This window comes from Mixta mediterraneensis (assembly GCF_014946725.1).
GTDB classification, from domain to species: domain Bacteria; phylum Pseudomonadota; class Gammaproteobacteria; order Enterobacterales; family Enterobacteriaceae; genus Pantoea; species Pantoea mediterraneensis.
In genome coordinates, this window is record NZ_JACFXY010000021.1 from 20,117 (window position 1) to 37,130 (window position 17,014).

Annotated in this window: 28 protein-coding genes and 2 pseudogenes; 19 read left to right on the forward strand and 11 right to left on the reverse strand. The window is 50.3% G+C overall.

Features of this window, described 5'->3' with window-relative positions; all coding sequences use genetic code 11:
* Positions 1–6: 6 nt before the first annotated feature.
* The 3 genes from H2P46_RS21825 to H2P46_RS21835 all read right to left on the reverse strand — a co-directional run bounded on the left by H2P46_RS21825 (position 7) and on the right by H2P46_RS21835 (position 1,384).
* On the reverse strand, positions 7–714 hold the full coding sequence (locus H2P46_RS21825; protein WP_193406871.1) for a GIY-YIG nuclease family protein: 708 nt from the start codon (positions 712–714) through the stop codon (positions 7–9).
* Positions 715–738: 24 nt separating this feature from the next.
* Complete coding sequence (locus H2P46_RS21830) at positions 739–1,038, reverse strand: CII family transcriptional regulator (RefSeq protein WP_193406872.1); 300 nt, start codon at positions 1,036–1,038, stop codon at positions 739–741.
* A 115-nt stretch (positions 1,039–1,153) separates the two neighbouring features.
* Positions 1,154–1,384 (reverse strand): transcriptional regulator, encoded by a 231-nt coding sequence (locus H2P46_RS21835; protein WP_193406873.1) that lies wholly within the window; start codon positions 1,382–1,384, stop codon positions 1,154–1,156.
* A 115-nt stretch (positions 1,385–1,499) separates the two neighbouring features.
* Here H2P46_RS21835 and H2P46_RS21840 point away from each other — a divergent pair, with 115 nt between their 5' ends.
* Both H2P46_RS21840 and H2P46_RS21845 read left to right on the forward strand, forming a co-directional pair.
* Positions 1,500–2,186, forward strand: a complete 687-nt coding sequence (locus H2P46_RS21840; RefSeq protein WP_193406891.1) for an XRE family transcriptional regulator — start codon at positions 1,500–1,502, stop codon at positions 2,184–2,186.
* Positions 2,187–2,407: 221 nt separating this feature from the next.
* Positions 2,408–3,361 carry a P63C domain-containing protein gene (locus tag H2P46_RS21845; protein WP_193406874.1) on the forward strand — a complete coding sequence of 318 codons (954 nt, stop codon included), beginning with the start codon at positions 2,408–2,410 and terminating at the stop codon, positions 3,359–3,361.
* Positions 3,362–3,400: 39 nt separating this feature from the next.
* Here the strand turns inward: H2P46_RS21845 and H2P46_RS21850 are convergent, their stop codons facing one another.
* Both H2P46_RS21850 and H2P46_RS23165 read right to left on the reverse strand, forming a co-directional pair.
* On the reverse strand, positions 3,401–3,604 hold the full coding sequence (locus H2P46_RS21850) for a hypothetical protein (RefSeq protein ID WP_193406875.1): 204 nt from the start codon (positions 3,602–3,604) through the stop codon (positions 3,401–3,403).
* Positions 3,605–3,648: 44 nt separating this feature from the next.
* On the reverse strand, positions 3,649–3,828 hold the full coding sequence (locus H2P46_RS23165) for a hypothetical protein (protein WP_238939072.1): 180 nt from the start codon (positions 3,826–3,828) through the stop codon (positions 3,649–3,651).
* A gap of 68 nt (positions 3,829–3,896) precedes the next feature.
* On the opposite strand from H2P46_RS23165, the gene H2P46_RS21855 reads away from it, so the two are divergent.
* Positions 3,897–4,265 carry a transcriptional antitermination N peptide gene (locus tag H2P46_RS21855; RefSeq protein ID WP_338103681.1) on the forward strand — a complete coding sequence of 123 codons (369 nt, stop codon included), beginning with the start codon at positions 3,897–3,899 and terminating at the stop codon, positions 4,263–4,265.
* A 248-nt stretch (positions 4,266–4,513) separates the two neighbouring features.
* Positions 4,514–4,669: a hypothetical protein gene (locus H2P46_RS21860; protein ID WP_193406876.1), complete on the forward strand. Its 156-nt coding sequence runs from the start codon at positions 4,514–4,516 to the stop codon at positions 4,667–4,669.
* Between the two features lies 1 nt (position 4,670).
* Here H2P46_RS21860 and istB read toward each other — a convergent pair whose 3' ends face one another.
* Positions 4,671–5,459: an IS21-like element helper ATPase IstB gene (gene istB, locus H2P46_RS21865; protein ID WP_193403211.1), complete on the reverse strand. Its 789-nt coding sequence runs from the start codon at positions 5,457–5,459 to the stop codon at positions 4,671–4,673.
* Positions 5,456–6,484, reverse strand: a complete 1,029-nt coding sequence (istA, locus tag H2P46_RS21870) for an IS21 family transposase (RefSeq protein WP_193406877.1) — start codon at positions 6,482–6,484, stop codon at positions 5,456–5,458. Before istA ends, istB begins: the two co-directional genes overlap by 4 nt.
* Before the next feature lie 125 nt (positions 6,485–6,609).
* Here istA and H2P46_RS23170 point away from each other — a divergent pair.
* The 12 genes and pseudogenes from H2P46_RS23170 to H2P46_RS21925 all read left to right on the forward strand — a co-directional run.
* A pseudogene (locus tag H2P46_RS23170) lies at positions 6,610–6,702 on the forward strand (pentapeptide repeat-containing protein); the annotation flags it as partial.
* 51 nt (positions 6,703–6,753) lie between these two features.
* Positions 6,754–7,119 carry a DUF551 domain-containing protein gene (locus tag H2P46_RS21875; RefSeq protein ID WP_238939073.1) on the forward strand — a complete coding sequence of 122 codons (366 nt, stop codon included), beginning with the start codon at positions 6,754–6,756 and terminating at the stop codon, positions 7,117–7,119.
* A gap of 294 nt (positions 7,120–7,413) precedes the next feature.
* Complete coding sequence (locus tag H2P46_RS21880) at positions 7,414–7,572, forward strand: hypothetical protein (RefSeq protein WP_193406878.1); 159 nt, start codon at positions 7,414–7,416, stop codon at positions 7,570–7,572.
* Positions 7,569–7,856 (forward strand): host nuclease inhibitor GamL, encoded by a 288-nt coding sequence (gene gamL, locus H2P46_RS21885; protein ID WP_193406879.1) that lies wholly within the window; start codon positions 7,569–7,571, stop codon positions 7,854–7,856. Before H2P46_RS21880 ends, gamL begins: the two co-directional genes overlap by 4 nt.
* Complete coding sequence (locus H2P46_RS21890; protein WP_338103682.1) at positions 7,856–8,677, forward strand: PD-(D/E)XK nuclease-like domain-containing protein; 822 nt, start codon at positions 7,856–7,858, stop codon at positions 8,675–8,677. Before gamL ends, H2P46_RS21890 begins: the two co-directional genes overlap by 1 nt.
* A complete protein-coding gene (locus tag H2P46_RS21895; protein ID WP_193406880.1) occupies positions 8,677–9,243 on the forward strand; it encodes a hypothetical protein in 567 nt (188 codons plus the stop codon). Before H2P46_RS21890 ends, H2P46_RS21895 begins: the two co-directional genes overlap by 1 nt.
* A gap of 2 nt (positions 9,244–9,245) precedes the next feature.
* A complete protein-coding gene (locus H2P46_RS21900; protein WP_193406881.1) occupies positions 9,246–9,431 on the forward strand; it encodes a DUF1317 family protein in 186 nt (61 codons plus the stop codon).
* Between the two features lie 74 nt (positions 9,432–9,505).
* Positions 9,506–10,123 (forward strand): hypothetical protein, encoded by a 618-nt coding sequence (locus H2P46_RS21905; RefSeq protein WP_202987556.1) that lies wholly within the window; start codon positions 9,506–9,508, stop codon positions 10,121–10,123.
* Positions 10,124–10,125: 2 nt separating this feature from the next.
* A complete protein-coding gene (locus H2P46_RS21910; RefSeq protein WP_193406882.1) occupies positions 10,126–10,647 on the forward strand; it encodes an HNH endonuclease in 522 nt (173 codons plus the stop codon).
* Positions 10,640–10,783, forward strand: coding sequence for a hypothetical protein (locus H2P46_RS21915; protein ID WP_193406896.1), 144 nt, complete (start codon positions 10,640–10,642; stop codon positions 10,781–10,783). Before H2P46_RS21910 ends, H2P46_RS21915 begins: the two co-directional genes overlap by 8 nt.
* 43 nt (positions 10,784–10,826) lie before the next feature.
* Positions 10,827–11,156: a DUF5406 family protein gene (locus H2P46_RS21920; RefSeq protein WP_193406883.1), complete on the forward strand. Its 330-nt coding sequence runs from the start codon at positions 10,827–10,829 to the stop codon at positions 11,154–11,156.
* A gap of 168 nt (positions 11,157–11,324) precedes the next feature.
* Positions 11,325–11,528: a helix-turn-helix transcriptional regulator gene (locus H2P46_RS21925; protein WP_193406884.1), complete on the forward strand. Its 204-nt coding sequence runs from the start codon at positions 11,325–11,327 to the stop codon at positions 11,526–11,528.
* Here H2P46_RS21925 and H2P46_RS21930 read toward each other — a convergent pair.
* Positions 11,525–12,718 carry a tyrosine-type recombinase/integrase gene (locus tag H2P46_RS21930; RefSeq protein WP_193406885.1) on the reverse strand — a complete coding sequence of 398 codons (1,194 nt, stop codon included), beginning with the start codon at positions 12,716–12,718 and terminating at the stop codon, positions 11,525–11,527. The two genes, H2P46_RS21925 and H2P46_RS21930, sit on opposite strands and share 4 nt — an antisense overlap.
* Positions 12,719–12,992: 274 nt before the next feature.
* Between H2P46_RS21930 and H2P46_RS21935 the strand changes: the two genes are divergently transcribed.
* Positions 12,993–13,169 (forward strand): hypothetical protein, encoded by a 177-nt coding sequence (locus H2P46_RS21935; RefSeq protein ID WP_193406886.1) that lies wholly within the window; start codon positions 12,993–12,995, stop codon positions 13,167–13,169.
* Positions 13,170–13,196: 27 nt separating this feature from the next.
* Here the strand turns inward: H2P46_RS21935 and H2P46_RS21940 are convergent, their stop codons facing one another.
* Positions 13,197–13,370 carry a YciY family protein gene (locus tag H2P46_RS21940; protein WP_193406887.1) on the reverse strand — a complete coding sequence of 58 codons (174 nt, stop codon included), beginning with the start codon at positions 13,368–13,370 and terminating at the stop codon, positions 13,197–13,199.
* Between the two features lie 162 nt (positions 13,371–13,532).
* Here H2P46_RS21940 and cls point away from each other — a divergent pair, with 162 nt between their 5' ends.
* A complete protein-coding gene (gene cls / locus H2P46_RS21945) occupies positions 13,533–14,993 on the forward strand; it encodes a cardiolipin synthase (RefSeq protein ID WP_193406888.1) in 1,461 nt (486 codons plus the stop codon).
* 44 nt (positions 14,994–15,037) lie between these two features.
* Positions 15,038–15,361, forward strand: a complete 324-nt coding sequence (locus H2P46_RS21950; RefSeq protein ID WP_193406889.1) for an HI1450 family dsDNA-mimic protein — start codon at positions 15,038–15,040, stop codon at positions 15,359–15,361.
* Positions 15,362–15,406: 45 nt separating this feature from the next.
* Here H2P46_RS21950 and oppF read toward each other — a convergent pair whose 3' ends face one another.
* Both oppF and H2P46_RS21960 read right to left on the reverse strand, forming a co-directional pair.
* A complete protein-coding gene (oppF, locus tag H2P46_RS21955; protein ID WP_193406890.1) occupies positions 15,407–16,408 on the reverse strand; it encodes a murein tripeptide/oligopeptide ABC transporter ATP binding protein OppF in 1,002 nt (333 codons plus the stop codon).
* Positions 16,405–16,920 (reverse strand): annotated as a pseudogene (locus H2P46_RS21960) (oligopeptide/dipeptide ABC transporter ATP-binding protein); the annotation flags it as partial. The pseudogene H2P46_RS21960 and the gene oppF, both read right to left, overlap by 4 nt.
* Positions 16,921–17,014: the final 94 nt, after the last annotated feature.

Sequence of the window (17,014 nt, forward strand, 5' to 3'; positions counted from 1 at the left end):
TCCGGATTAAAAAGGTATTGGCTCATCAACTGGCGGCAACTGTGGTCCGTAAATACCAGCTGCTATCAGCTCTTTTTGTTGGGCTTCTTTTTCTTCATTGGCTCGGCGAAAGTGGGCGTGGTTTGAGGTTTCTATCCCGTAGGCTTTGCCGTCGTGAAGCACCAAAGAGCAGCCGTGGTCAAACAACTGGTGTTTAAGCATCTCCACGCCAAGCCTCATTAGCCTCTCAGTAACTGCCAGGCGATCACCAAACACTGAGATACCGATGTCATCGAAAAGATCAGGTAAGTTGAGGTTGTTCAGGCTTTCAAAACTGATGATGTCGTATGTGTCAGCCATATCCTCAACAAGTGCGTTAGTGGCTGCCTGACAATGCGCATCGGCCTCATAAATTATTTCTTCCAAATCCTCTTGGAAGAATTCGCGAGATTCATTAACCCTGAGTTCTGCTAACGCCTCATGGATTGAAGCTTCAGACCTTGCTGGGTCATCGCAATGGAATGCTGCCTCAATTTTGAATGGAGCAGGAACGCCAGTAGCCGAAGATAATTCTTTTGCTCGGGTGGCTGGGCTTGTTGTAGTCATGCCGATTTTGTAAATGCCCGGCATGAATTGATTGCTAAGGACATAAACCCAACCTGCCATTCTGAAGTCAGCTGGTATCTCCATGCTTTCAAGCATGCCGGGTTGCTTTTCAATCGCTCCTAAGTGCATAATTACCCCTGTTGATTGATCCAGTTAAAAATCAATGGTCATTTGAGAAGCCTCAACTGTTCGTGCAGTTGGGGCTTTTTGCTTTCCTATTGCCTGGTAAACTCCCTGTATGGCTCTCCCTAATGGGCTGACTTCCATCGCCATCTTGGCAATGCAGAAAATCGTTGCCACATCTCTCCAGTTCGTCCTGCTTACCTTTGTCTCGTGCCATCCGGCCATCTCCGCAAAGCCTCGGCCAGTGAGTTGGGACAAGGTGATTAGCAAGTCAGTCTCTGCGCGATCAATTTCTCGTTGCGTTGGTTTGCTGTAGTTTGCGTCTTGCATGATTGATAATTCCGTTTGTTGGTTAGGTAGTTGCGTGACTTTGCGGTGAGCAAGTCACTTGGGTTTTGCTCCACAAGCGGCGGAGCGGTCTCAGAGTTTTAAAGAGCGGTAATGCTTATGCGGCCTGATTCGGGTGAGGAAACAGGTCTGTTAAATCCGGTCGAACCTGGTACGCAGGGACGGTTCCATTCGTTGCCTTCTCGATGCGTTTAGCATTTTCGGCAGAGACTTTTTTCTTCCCATGCAACCAAGCCCAAACGGAGGGCTGCTTAACATCGCAGGCTTCAGCCAGTTTTTGCTGGCTACCCACAATGTCAATAGCCGACTCGATAGCTTTGTTGACCATAAATAGCTCCTGCTTTGGATTTCAACACAATAATAGTCTTGGCTATTTGATTTGTAAATAGTTAAAGCTATTTGATGAGTGATAGCCACAGCTATATGATGAAATCATGGAAAAAATGACGTTTTCAGAAAGGCTTGGCCTCGCCATGAAAGAGGCTGGACTAACGCAAGGTGGATTGGCCGAGGCGGTTGGCATGGCTCAGCCTAGTATCTGGAAGCTGGTAAGCGGCGGTGCCAAGGGGTCAAAGCGCTCAATCGATCTTGCCCGTGTGTTAGGTGTACGTCCTGAGTGGTTAGCCTCAGGAGATGGCCCAATGAGAAATGATGGGCAGGAGCCCGTGCGTATTGAGGCTGTCAAAAAAAATGAGGGAGTTTACCGGGTAGATGTACTTGATCTGCATGTGAGCGCTGGTCCTGGTCGCTTCATGTTGTCAGATATGGTTGAAGTGTTGCATGCAATTGAGTTTACCTCTGAGCATGCACGCGCATTATTTGGTAATCGCCTGTCAGAACACGTTAAGGTCATGACTGTTGATGGAGACAGCATGTCCCCTACAGTAAATTCTGGAGATAGGCTTTTCTTTGATGTATCAGTACGCGATTTCAGGACAGATGGGGTTTACGCTTTTGTTTTTGGTAATACTTTTCATGTGAAAAGGCTGCAAATGCAGGGTCTAAAGCTTGTCGTTCTATCAGACAACCCCACCTATGAAAAATGGGACATAGACGAAGCCAGTCAGGATCAGTTTTACGTCATGGGTAAAGCTCTAATTCACGAATCCATCAAATATAACAAGCTGTAGCCCCAGCATCCTGAAGAGACGTTTTCCTGACATATCAACATCAGGGTTGATAGAACAGGAGCTGGTACGCGGGGATGCCCTTTTGGGTGAGATGAGGTCGCAGAGATGCGGCCTTTTTTTTGGATTCAAAGCGTGCAGGCATAAAGCTTAAAAATTATGCTTGCTTGTTTTTATATACAGTAGTTGGAATGCAGGCACATTCACAGCAAGAGTGCTTACACATGGACAATAAAGATAAAGAACCCACCGGTAAGGCTAAAGGCGGCGTAGCTAGGGCTAAGTCATTATCTCCACAAGAGAGAAGTGACCAGGCTAAAAATGGTGCCATTGCTAGGTGGGGTTATAAGGCCACGCACAAGGGCAACTTCAAAGATGAGTTCGGGATTGATGCGGAGTGTTATGTACTTAATGATTCAGGGAAGACGGTAGTAGTTTCTGGTGCGGGCCTGGCTAGGCTCCTTGGCTTAGGTGATCACATGGTGCACGTCACTAGGCTACTAAACGCGCAGTATATGGCTGATTTCGTGGGTACAAAATTAAGGGAAAAAATAGAAAATCCCCTTAAATTTCAATGGAAGCCCGCCGGATCAGTTTTGGGCTCTTTCACAGATGCAAATGGTTATGACTTCACTGCTGTTGGTGATTTGGCTATAGCCATAATCAATGCTCACCAAAAAAATGCACTGCCTAAAACCCGCGTACACACTGCTGAATTAGCGCAAAAACTAGTTAATGCCTCAATGAAGGCTGGCTTGAAAGGCTTAGCATATGCGATTGCTGGCTACAGGCCAGAGGTTCAAGAGGTTATTGACTCCTTTAAGGCGTTTGTGAGAGAGGAGGCAAGGCAATATGAAAAAGAGTTCCCTGATGAGCTTTACGAGGCGTGGTATAGAATTTATCAACTCAACAAGCCCGACCGCGGTCGCCCTTTCCTCTTCAGTAAGCTGACAAATGAGCAGATCTATATGCCTCTTGCTCGCAGCCAAGGCGTTATCCTTGACCTAGCCAAGAAGAATAAAGATGAATCCGGAAAATCAGGTCTAAAAATACACCAGTTTTTATCTGAAGTAGGAGTAAAAGCCCTTAAACAACAGATAGGTAAAGTGCTGGCTGTATCAGAACTTTTTGAAGAAAGAGATAAATACGAATCAGCCTTGGCCAAAGTTAACAAGTAATTCAGATCAACCCGGCCACCGCGCCGGGTTTTTCATGTCCTACCGTCCATCTTTGACCGACTGAGCAGCATCGCGTAGCACTCCTTTGTGCACCACATTACCCACACTTTTCCGCTTTCCTTCCAGGTACTGAACGATATTGTCCCGGTTGATCACTTCGTCAGCCAGCACCAATCCAATCACCGCCTCACCAATTTCCCCGGCAATGAAGCCCGCCCTTTCCTCTTCCCAGTTTGATTCCATACGCCACCCCGCTAAATTTTCGACCATTCCACCATATCACAGAGTTATTGCAGGTTATGGATATGGGTCAGGAAAAAATAAATATCCTTAACTATCAATCCAATAGTAATTTTATCTATAAAATAATAGCCTTGACTATTTACAATAAAAATAGCCAAGACTATTATCAACCCATCAGCACGAAGCGCAGCACCAACCGGCAGGACGCCGACGCTCTTTAACAAATGAGATTCCTACCGCCGCTTGCGGTAGGCCAAAGCAAAGTTGGCTTTGGGATTGGATGAAATGCAGCGTGAAAAAGCGCAACCACGAAGATCAGCATCGTGGCATCCAGTGCCTAAGCCAATTAACGGAGGCAGATATGACAGACATCGTCTTTAAGCGCAGGAAAGAAAACAGCAAGTCACGCAGGATGCGTGAACGTGGAGAACATTATGCGGCAACTAAAGCGCAATGTGATGCGGACCGTTCTACAGCAAGGAAGATTGAAGCCGCTTTTAGCAAACTCAGCGTTGGATGCAGCTTAAACGTATCCCGCGCCACATCCTCACCAAGTCTGCGTGAGAAGCATGAGAGCACGTCAGCGTGCTTATCGGAAATCGCGATTTACAACGCAGGCTACCGAACTGTCCGGAAGGGCGCGGTGCATATCACTAAGTGAGGGTAGAAATGGTTAGCAAGAAAAAACCGAATTACAGCGCTCAAGTTAAATTTTGGGTTGATGGAGTGATTGGGGAAATCAATGGAGGCATTCCTGGATGTGTCAATGGAATGTTCATGTCACTTCCGAGAGAAAAGCGCGAAAGAACCTTGCAAAGATTGACTGATACACATGACCGGTTATGCGCATCTGAAAGCAAGGCGCTGGCTATCGCAACTCAAAAGACATCGTAACGGCGAGAGGTTGAGATGAAAACAGCAGAACTTCAGAAGATTTTAGATGAGCACAAAGTGTGGGTGGAAAGCGCACATCAGTCAGGTTCTAGAGCGAACCTGCGTGGTGCTGTCAATACCGATCGAATTCTGACCCACCCTGCCAAAGTAAAACTGACCCACCCCCTTTGAATCATTCGAGCGTTGTTGCTTTCGTTTTCTTCTGGAGTTGACCGCTTTTCAGCTTATCTTTCAGTCGATAGCTTTGGCCGCTGATTTGGGCGATATGCGCATGGTGAAGCAGCCGATCCAGCATCGCTGCCGTCAGTGTCTCGTCATCACCAAACGTTCCGGACCACTGCGTAAACGGCAGGTTGCTGGTCAGGATCACGCTGCCTGACTCATACCGTTTAGCGACTACCTGGAAGAACAGGTTCGCCTCCATTTTACCGAACGGCAGATATCCCACTTCGTCGATGATCAACAGCTTAGGTTTACCTACGACGCGGTTCAGGTAGCCCTTCAGGTCACCCTGACGATGTGACGCCATCAGTTGCAGCATCATGTCGGCGGCGGTAATGAACCGAATGCTTAAACCCGCCATCGCGGCCTTATAGCCAATGGCGGTCGCCAGGTGCGTTTTGCCGACGCCAGAAGGCCCGAGCAGGACAACGTTCTCCTGACGTTCGATAAATGTCAGACCCGCCAACTCCTGGATCTGACTTCGTGGAACGCCACTGGCATAGGCGTAATCGAACTGCTCCAGTGTTTTTATCACCGGCAGGCCTGATAACCGCAAAATGGTCTGGCGACGCCGTTCGTTCTGGCCATCATGCTGGAGCTGCAAAACGGCTTCCAGGAAGTCGGCATGCGTGCCGCTGTTGTCGATGGTCGCCTGTGCCACACCCGGCCACTCTGCCGGCAGGCGGTCGAGCTTGAGTTGCTCGCAGAGCGCGGCAATACGATCATGTTGAAGGTTCATGCTGGCACCTCGAGCAAGGCCTGGTACGTTGCCAGAGGATGTTGCAGGCTCTCGGTCGGCACCGGACGCTGGCTGAGCGCTGGGACAGGTGCAGGCAATGCCAACGTGACCTTCGGTAACGGCAATAGCGCAGCACGCTCGCGCGGCATGCGCTGCTCAGGCGGTACGCCTGTGGTGCCATGCACTCGTGTGTTCGCGACGGTGACCAGCCACTCGCCGATGCGTGTGTTGGCAGCAGGTACATCCAGTACCAGCCCGGCCTGCCGGAAGGTCGCGGTAAGAGGCACGATAAAGCTGTTCTTGAGGTAATGGTTAAACCGCTCAACCTTACCCTTGGTCTTGGCGCGATAGGGTCGGCAGACCTTGGGAGTAAAGGCATACTTCTCGGCGACGTGCATCAACTGCGGGTTCCAGCGATGCTTACCGGGGCCGTAGACATCGCGCTCAATGATGATGGCCTTGGCGTTGTCGAACAGCAGCTGATGCGGCGTCCCGCCGAAGAACCTGAGCGCAGACTCAATGCCGTCACACCAGGCAGCGGAGTCCTGGTTGCTGTAAAACTTGACGAAAGTCGCGCGGCTCCAGCCCAGCGTGGCGACAAAGGCCAGCAATGGGTTATGACCGAGTCTGATGATGGTGAAATCAACTTGCATCTGAAAGCCAGGCTCGGTCTCGAAGCGTGTTACCTCTTCAGTGACGGGCTGCTTAATGGGGTGCAGGAAAGCGGTCAGCATGCTGTAACCACCCTCGTAACCACGCTGACGGATCTCGCGCAGCAGCACACTGGCGGGGATCCAGAGGGGCCTGGCAGCGGCCACGCGCCCAAGGATATAGGTCTTGAACGGGTCAAGCTTGCAGGGGCTGGGTGCGCGAGGCTTGTAGCGCATATCCGCTACGGGCAGCGGGCTACGAATATATCTGCGAACGGTCTCACGAGAGCATGAAAGCTGGCGCGCGATGGCGCGTATCGACATGCCCTGACGGTGTAAAACACTAATCTCCACTCTGGTCTCCAATGTCATCATTGGCAGTGCCTTAAAACTGCCATTTTTACCCTAGGTGGGTCAGATTTACATCGGCAGGTGGGCCAGTTTTACATCGGTAGCGACATGGTGCGAACCTGCGTGGTGCGACCCTGTGTGGTGCGTACCTGAGTGGTGCGAACCTGTGTGGTGCGTACCTGCGTGGTGCGAACCTGCGTGATGCGAACCTGAGTGATGCGAACCTGCGTGGTGCGTACCTGAGTGGTGCGAACCTGAGTGGTGCGTACCTGCCAGATCACACATACGTAATCATGGGTATGGATTACCCGATCACGATTACCAATGGCGATTACCTTCGTGCCGGATGCCAGAATCACACCATTGAAGACTGGCGCAAGTTTACCAAGAAAGAGATAGCCGAAATGGATGGGAGAAAGGCACTGAAATTCTATCCACGCTTACTTGATGTCATCGATTTCCATCTTGGCAAGGGCGAGCGCCCTGAATGGCTTGGCGAGAAAGATGAAGAGCAGCATCCGGGGCATGACGCCGGATGGATAGGAGAAACGGCATTCCCATCGAGAACCTTTGGCAACCCTGATTATTTTTACCCAGCCGTTTGCCAGCCAACGCATTGGATGCCACTGCCTGAAATTCCAAAGTTTGAAGATGAGTAACACCGCAAGCCGTTATTAATTGATAGCGGCTGACGCTGTTACGCACAGCAGGTTTGAAAATTCCTTACAACCAGACAGTAGTACTCCCTATGGGCGCCGCAATGGTGCCCTTCTTTTTGACACCACCCAAATTTAATGAGGTATCCCCATGCGTCTTTCTTTCGCAGGGGCGGCATCGGGCTGCCCCGCAATCACCAACAATCAATTCGCATTCAAATTAACCGGTGCTGACGTTATGCACTGGCAGCCAAAAAGCCGCTTACAGAAGTTATAGGAGCGTCTGGTGCAGGTCGTATGTCAGAAGGGCAAACCATGATCAACACAGCACACGCGGAACAGTACCGCAAGCAGCAGGAAGAATTAGAGCGCCAGCGCAAGGAAGAGGAGCGCCTGGCGGATTACGACTTTACAAGGATGATGCTCGACGCACTCGGATTGAGGAAAAAGGCATGAACAGATTCGCTACGTATGACCGCATTCAGCAGCATCGCGATGATGTTGAAGCTGCTCAGGTCAGAAAGGATGAATGGATTCGCGATAAATCGGATCAGTTATCCAAAGAGTTTCCGCAGTGCGTTATGGAATTCTACCGGCCATCCAGCGGAATCTCGCCCTACCGCGTTGGGCTTGATTCTGACGAGGCACAGGACGCCTACGCAGAGTTTGTAGAAGCTGTGTGCCTGGCTAAAGCTAAGCATCTTTATGAAGTGGCTGATTTCATGGGTGAGGTGGCTTAGTGGAACCGGGCATCTATTACGACATCAGCAACGAGGATTACCATGCTGACCCAGCCATTGGGTCTACGTCAGTGAAGGCGATGAGCGTCAGTCCGGCAAACCTCTATTTCAACCCATTCAAGGGTAGCAAATCAGCCCACATCGGAACGGCAATACACGCAGCCCTGCTGGAGCCTCATCTGTTCAAAAGCCAGTTCCTGATGCTGTCGGCCGCTTCAGACAGGCGCTCTAAGGAGTACAAGGAAGCGTTGTCTCAGTATGAGTGCGACCGAATACTTGTAGGACAAGAAGTTGATACCGTTTCACGGATGATAGAAACAGCGCGCATGAATGAAGACTTTGTCGACTATATGCGTTCGGCAGGGAAGTCTGAGGTATCGATGTTCGCGACATGCGACATCACAGGCCTGCCGCTTAAATGCCGGTTCGACAGGCTGTCTGATAACTATCCATACCCGCTTGATGTGAAAAGTTGCAATGACGCCTCGCCAAGAGGATTTAGCCAGGCATTCGGCAAGTTTCATTACCACATTCAGGCTGCTTTCTACTTGCACGTTTTCAGGTTGGTTACGGGCAAAACCGTTGACCAGTTTTGCTTCTTCGCTATAGAGAACAAGCAGCCATATCGGAACTGCATGTATTACATCGGCGAAGAGTCACTGGATGCCGGCCGGAAGGCGATGTTTGCAGCTCTGGAAAAGATAGCCGAGTGCCTTGAGAACGAAGCGATAAAAACTGAGGGGATTGTGCTGCCTTCCGCAGAAATAAACATCCCGTCATATCTGTTCGATGAAGAATTTAATGATGAGGTATTTCTGTGATGGACCTATCAAGAACCATTATCCCCAAGTCTGACCAAATTAACTTTGAGGATGTTCAGACCAACAGTATCACAGCTCAGATTAAGTCAGTCCGAGCTGGAAACAAAGAACAGCCCGTTTTCATCGACTTAGAAGGATATGAAGGCCGACCTTACAAACCATCTCTTTCTATGCGCCGCGTACTCGTTGGCGGCTGGGGTAACGACGGAAAAGACTGGGTAGGTAAGTACCTGACTCTGGTGGGCGATCCGAACGTTAAATTCGGCGGCGTGAAAGTAGGAGGCATCAAGGTGAAGGCCATGAGCGGAATCGATGCAAACTTTTCTATGATGCTTTCAGTTTCCCGCGGTAAACGCGTTGAGCATTCTGTAGAGAAACTCATTATGCAGAAAAACCCTGACGGCCCACTGGCATGGTTCACGGCAAATGCTGGCGCGATGGATTTAACCAAGCTGCAAACCGCTTACGACCGCGCAAGGAATGCTCTTTCAGGTAATAGCGAAGACCTTGCCAAACTGGGTGAAGTTTTTGAGATTCGTAAATCAGAGCTTGAAGGTCGGGGGTAGAAATGAGGCAACCTTACAGCCCTATCCGTGTCGGGAGCGTTACGCTCCCTTTTTTATGGGCAAAGAAAGCCTGGCTGCTTCCCGACAACACACTAACAAGCAACCCGCTGAAGGCTCAGCGACTGGCAGAAGAAAGAAACGAGCAGCTAAAGCTTCTGGCCGCAGCACTTAATTTGTCAGCGGCATAAGCACTATCACGGGGATTAAGCCCGGCTCATTAAGCAGGGCCGGTACATCGACAGCATCGGATAAGGGGAAAATCATGCAAAAAGAACAGGTAGTCGTGATGTATGAATCACCGGAAGCGGCAAGCATTCAGACGGTAACAGGCTGGGTTGACCGAAACGGCCGCTTTTGGGGTAAAGACGAGGACATGGCCAGATACGCTGGCAGCACGCACCGAATCTGTCCGAAAAATCCCGAACATGGCGCTCGCAAAACGAATGGCTACTGTGAACAGTGTTATTCGGAAAACCGTCAGAACTATTTCGCCTCTCTGGAAAGAAAGGCCTGGTCTGGTGAGCCGCTCGTTATCTTCGATGATGATACCTACTTTTTCGACGCTGAATCCCTAGCGGATCACTGCTGGGAATATGGTGTGCTGCCGAGAGAGCTACAACTGCTTATCTGCGAGCCGAACCGACCGCGAGAAATAGATATGGTTGACCATTGCGAAGAAATTATTCCTGACGGCGGCGACCATCATGATATCCCGGAAGCTATCTGGGAAGCAGCTGAGGCGCTGAATAAAGCTATTCGTGAAAGCTCGCCCATCTCTTGGTCTGGCGGAAAATTCGCGGCGATCGTTTCAGATGACATCCTGACCGATGAGCAGAAAGCTGAAATTTTGGCAGAGCGCGCCAGCGCCGGTAAGGTTTAAATATGGCGAAGAGGAATATCGATAAGGAGCTGGCTCTTTCACTAGAGAGGCTAAAGCAGCTTCTGCATTACTGCCCTGAAACAGGCGAATTTACATGGCTTTCTGGACGCAGCAGAACAGCAAAAGGCTCTAAGGCAGGAACGAGGCACCATAGCGGGTACTTAAATATTGCTATTGACCGAAGACTCTACCTAGCGCACCGCCTGGCCATTTTTTATATGACCGGGGAATGGCCGGAAATCGCAGATCACATCAACAGGGCAAGGGACGACAACCGATGGGCAAATCTACGATCCGGTGATGCCAGTGAAAACAGCTGCAATAAATCAATGCTGACTAATAACACTTCAGGCTACCGAGGCGTTTTTTGGAACAAACGCGAAGGCAAATGGCACGCCCGTGTTGTGAAAAAAGGCAAGGCATACAGCCTTGGTTATTTCACTGATAAAGAGCGCGCCATCGCAGCGGTTGATGTGCATATCCGGCAAATCCACGGTGAATTCAAAGGAGCTACCCATGCGTGAACGCCCAATCCTCTTAAACGGCGACATGGTGCGCGCCGTACTGAACGGCAGCAAGGCGCAGACGCGCCGGGTAACTATGGCAGCGAACATCATCACCGGGGCCCGTAACCTGGGCTGCGTACACCACACGTCTTAATCCCCCACCCTATTAATTATCGCGCTCTGCGTGAGGAGTTGTTATGTCTGAAATGAATTATGACCCGAATCTTGTTTGTTCCGGGAAATTTGCCAATCAAAAGGTAAAGCTCACCTTTGGTCAGTGGGACTATCGCGCTGAAATAATAGCAGAGGTCGGTGGCAATTGTATGGGAATGACAGTCATTGAGTCGGCGGTGGAGGATGCCTATGACCGACTACCAACAGTGCACTCATATAATCTCAAATATCTGAGCCTACATAATAAAAATGGCGACGTGTTGGAGTGCCCTGACGATTGCGATGAGGGAGATGACTGGCTCGCAAAAATGCTAGTCGCTGCAGAAATTATATCGATAGAGCCAGAGGAATGACCGCCACCTGCGGAGAACCCATAACGCTGGGCGACCTCATTCAGTGGGGTTCGCTCGCAATCGCAATCATCATCGCCTGGCTATGGCCTGAACCGAAGTAATTTTGCCATATAGCCACATCCAACCCGATTAACCACTTTTGTTGTCATATGCCAACAGAGGCCTGCTATGGAAGATAAATACATGTTTACGAGCGATGTGCTCGACCGCTTTAAGATTTCACGTAAAACGCTTTTTCAGTGGCGGGACAGTGAAAAAATGCCTAAGGGTTTCTCCTGCCCGTTTCCTGAACCAGACCTGCCAGGCAATCCGAACCGCTGGCGCTCATCCACTATCCAAGCTTGGGAAAGCGTTGCAACCAAAAAGCATTAACCGAACGGTTCCTTCATCACCTCGCTCAACTTCTCTTCCCAAACCCTTACCCAATGCCGCTGGTCATCTAAATAATCGTGCAGGTTGTAATGCGCCATTACGCCGATCATCTGGTGACCCAGCAACTTCTCCACGACATAAGGCGGGCAGCCTAGCTCCGATAGCATCGTTGCGAATGTTCGCCTTAGGTCGTGCAATGACCACGTTTCCATTTTTGCTCCCTGTCTTATCGTATTAGCGAAATTAGCTACAACGAATGGATTAACAGGTATGTCTTTCTCGCGGCCTGGAATAATTCGAGATGAAGTGACAACGTGACGCGTATCATACATTTCCTTCCTATGCGTCAACATTTTTACCGCAGCTGGTGATAGCGCCCGGCGAATTGTCATACGCGTTTTGTAATGAGATGCAGGTATTGTCCAGGTGTGATTTTCCAGATCGAACCAATCCCATGTAGATTGGCGAATTTCAGTAGTTCGGCAACCAGTGAGCATGATGAAGCGGACAATAAATTTTGCCTCTTCACTTTGGCGAAAACGTAACCATTCATACACCGTTTTGAGCTCGGCATAGGTGAGCACTCGATCCTTAACTTTTGGCTTTTGCCCAACGTCGCTCGGCACCAGATTTTCAAGCGGATTTATCAAAATCGCATTGCGGTTCAGGCAAAAGCGGAAGGCACGTTTACAGAGAGCAAACATATGGTGAGCCATGACACGGCTTTCCATGTTGTCGAGCAGGTTTATCCAGTTCTCTCTGCTAGTGTTGTCGAGCTTTACCTTCCCCAATACAGGGGTTATGTGTTTATTGAAGATTTGGCGGTTGTAATCGATTTTCACCATGCCGGCGGGTACACAATAACGCTCGATCCAGTATTCAAACGCCTCACTTACTGTAAGAGCCTCTTTGCGCTCAAGTAACTGAAGTTTTAGTTTTTCCCGTGGGTCGAAACCGTTCTCTAGCCAGGAGCGGAGCGTTTGCCGTTTCTCGCGAGCCTGTGCGATGGTCATTGCTGGGTAATTTCCAATAGTCAGCTTCACTGGCTTATCCATCCAGCGATACCGGTATATGAAAGATATTTTTCCGGTTTTGCTAATTTTTGCATTCAGCCCATGAGAATCAGATATAATTTCTTCGGCTTCCTGCGGGCGCCCCAGCGCCTTTCTGAGTTTCGTATCCGTGAGCATTCAAGGTACACTTTTTGATGTGTGAGGCACAAAAGAGTACACAAAAACCATCGGACAAAGATACTCAAAAGGTAACAATAGGGATCAGTTAGTCCCACCGAATTCAGTAAAGGCATGATTTAGAATGATGAAAAGGTTACAGACAGAATCGAAGGGTAAATCATCGCTACGCGTCACAAAACTTTTCAAACGCGTATTTTAACATTCAGCTTATTTAGAAATGGCTTTGGCGTTGCCACGCTGAAGCCATTTTTTATGGATTGAGTACGGCCTCATGCAAATGATCATTGTCGGATTGCTGGTATTGATCGCGCTATTGATTGGTTCAGCGTTAATGCTCTGGCGTAAATATGGCTGGAGAAATAAAAAACACCTGATTGTGATGCTGATTGTGCTCGCCGCCGCGCTGCAACTGGTGAACGTGAAATTAGTGATGATCGGCCATTCATAAAGTAGCCGCATGGCGCGGCTACTTCGTTCAAACATTTTGGGTAATGAACAGGATGGAACGACGTTGCTGTTGAGCAAGCTGATGGCGAATGCCGTGAATGCGCTTATAGCGTCGTGATTGCCCTTCCAGCCAACGTGAACGACGACGTTGAACCTGACGTAACATTCTCCAGCGAGCCACTTCATTTCTGCTTCGTCTCATTACTTCCTCTCTGACATCGGTATCACGCGGACGCATTATAGAGATCTTCACGCCAATGCCAAATCGGATCTCTTATCGTTAAGCGTCAACGATTAAGGGTTTCGCTGATCGTCATCTGCACGTAAACTTCTCAAACCAAAGCGCGAACTGGATGTCCACTTAATGACCACTTTTTACACGCTTATCAGTTGGTTATTGCTGTTTGGCTACTGGCTTTTAATTGCAGGTGTCACGCTACGCATACTGATGAAGCGTCGTGCCGTTACTTCAGCCATGGCCTGGTTGTTGATTATCTATATTCTGCCGCTGGTCGGTATTATCGCTTACCTGTCGTTCGGCGAGCTGCATTTAGGTAAACGCCGTGCTGAACGCGCCCGCACCATGTGGCCCTCGACAGCCAGATGGCTCAACGATCTTAAACAATGTCAGGAAATTTTCGCGACTGAGCACAGCGATGTGGCGCGCTCGCTGTTCCAGCTGTGCCATAACCGTCAGGGGATTGCGGGTGTCAAAGGCAATCAGCTTCAGCTTCTCACCAGCTCCGATGAAGTGATGCAGGCGCTTATTCGCGATATCCAACTTGCTCGTCATAACATCGAAATGGTGTTCTATATCTGGAATCCAGGGGGATTAGCCGATGAGGTTGCCGAGTCACTGATGGCCGCATCACGTCGTGGCGTGCACTGCCGCCTGATGCTGGACTCCGCTGGCAGCGTAGCCTTCTTCCGCAGTCCCTGGGTGGGGATGATGCGCAACGCCGGTATAGATGTTGTGGAAGCGTTGCAGGTCAGCTTACTGCGTGTTTTTCTGCGCCGCATGGATCTCCGCCAGCATCGCAAAGTTGTATTGATTGATAATTATATTGCCTACACCGGCAGCATGAACCTGGTCGATCCGCGCTTCTTTAAACAGGATGCGGGCGTGGGACAATGGGTTGATTTGATGGCGCGTATGGAAGGCCCGGTAGCGACCGCAATGGGTATCGTCTTTAGCTGTGACTGGGAAATCGAAACCGGCAAACGCATTCTTCCGCCGCCGCCAGACCGCAACATTATGCCGTTCGAGCAGGAAAGCGGCCACACAGTGCAAGTCATTGCCTCGGGGCCAGGATTTCCCGAAGACATGATTCATCAAGCCCTGCTGACAGCGGTCTATTCAGCGCGCGAACAGTTGATTATGACCACGCCCTACTTCGTGCCCAGCGATGATCTGTTACATGCGATCTGCACCGCAGCTTTACGTGGCGTGAATGTTAGCATCGTCGTTCCGCGTCATAACGATTCGCTGCTGGTAGGCTGGGCCAGCCGCAGTTTTTTCGGTGAATTACTGGAAGCAGGCGTTAAAATTTACCAGTTCGAAGATGGTTTATTACATACCAAAAGCGTACTGGTTGATGGTCAACTTAGCCTGGTCGGCACCGTTAACCTGGATATGCGCAGTTTATGGCTTAACTTTGAGATCACTTTAGTGGTCGATGACGCAGGTTTTGGCAGCGACCTTGCCTGCGTTCAGGATGACTATATTGCCCGCTCACGGCTGCTGGATGGGAAGCGCTGGGCGAAACGTGCCTGGTGGCAGCGCATCGTCGAACGACTGTTTTACTTCTTCAGTCCTTTACTGTAAAACGAGCGAAATTATGTAACCGCCCTTGGCAAACAGGACAGAACATGGATTTAAATAATCGCCTTACCGAAGACGAAACCCTGGAACAGGCTTACGATATTTTTCTTGAGCTGGCAGGCGACAACCTCGATCCGGCAGACATCATTCTCTTCAATCTTCAGTTTGAAGAGCGTGGCGGCGCAGAGTTATTCGATCCGTCAGAAGACTGGTCAGAGCATGTTGATTTCGATCTGAATCCAGATTTCTTCGCAGAGGTGGTGATTGGTTTAGGTGAAGCAGACGGCGAACCGATTACCGATGTGTTTGCACGCGTGTTGCTATGCCGCGAAAAAGATAACAAGCTATGCCATATCTTATGGCGTGAATAAGCGGCAACGATAAACTAACGCCGGGCACATGCCCGGCGTTTTGCTTTAAAGCGGATCGACCTTCAGACAGGAAACCGCGTGGCGAAAACTCCCTTCCAGTAGCGGACGCGTTTTGGCGCATTCAGGACCGGCAATGGGACAGCGGGTGCGGAAAACGCAACCTGACGGCGGATCGATGGGCGACGGCAATTCCCCTTCCAGCAGCTGGATCTGTTTGTTTTTCTCCAGGTCAGGATCGGGAATCGGCACCGCCGACATCAGGGCTTTGGTGTAGGGATGCTGCGGATCGTTATATACCGCATCATAAGTTCCTAACTCCACCGCATGGCCGAGATACATCACCAGTACGCGATCGGAGATGTGCTTCACTACCGCCAAATCGTGCGCGATAAAGATCAGCGACAAACCCATTTCGCGTTGCAACTGTTGCAACAGATTAACCACCTGCGCCTGAATCGACACGTCAAGCGCCGAAACGGGCTCATCGCAGATAATCAGTTTCGGTTCCAGAATCAGCGCGCGCGCAATACCGATACGCTGACACTGCCCACCGGAAAACTCATGCGGGTAACGGTTTATAAGATTAGGCAGCAAGCCCACCTTCATCATCATGTTTTTGACGCGTTCTTTGACTGCTTCCCGCGTCATTTTGGGATGATACGTCCGCAGCGGCTCGGCAATAATGTCGCCAATCGTCATACGTGGGTTCAGCGATGCCAGCGGATCCTGAAAAATCATCTGAATATCGCTACGCGCTTTGCGCCACTCTTCTTCACTTTGCCCGAGCAGATCACGCCCCAGCCAGGCTACGCGCCCTTCTGTGGCCTTCACCAGGCCAATAATCGCCCGCGCTAGCGTCGATTTACCACAGCCGGACTCGCCTACCACGCCCAGCGTTTCGCCTTCGTATAAACGCAGACTGACGCCATCAACCGCCTTTAGAGATTTTGACGGCTGCCAGAACCATTGCTTACCCTCTTTAATGTCGAAATGGACTTTGAGATCGGCGATTTCCAGTAAGACCTTCTTTTCAGCTACGGTGCTCATACTAACTCCTCCACCGGCTTAAAGCAGGCGCGTAAGCGGCCGTCTTCAAACGGCAACAGCGGGGGCGACTGGGTACAAATATCCATCGCATAAGGACAACGGGGGTGGAACGGGCACCCTTGCGGCAAGCGCAGCAGATTAGGTGGATTGCCTGGAATGGTGGCCAGGCTTTCGCCTTCCGTATCCAGACGCGGCACGGCGTTTAACAGACCAATCGAATAGGGATGCGCAGGCTGATAGAACACATCGCGCGCGCGACCATATTCCATGGTGCGTCCGGCATACATCACCAGCACTTTGTCGCAGATCCCTGCCACCACCCCGAGATCGTGGGTGATCATAATAATGGCCGTGTTGAATTCTCGCTTTAGATCGTTCAGCAACGTCATGATTTGCGCCTGCACCGTCACGTCCAGCGCGGTAGTCGGCTCATCCGCAATTAACAGCTTTGGACGGCACATCAGCGCCATGGCGATCATGACGCGCTGGCGCATACCGCCAGAAAACTCATGCTGTCAATACCGATCGAATTCTGACCCACCCTGCCAAAGTAAAACTGACCCACCCCCTTTGAATCATTCGAGCGTTGTTGCTTTCGTTTTCTTC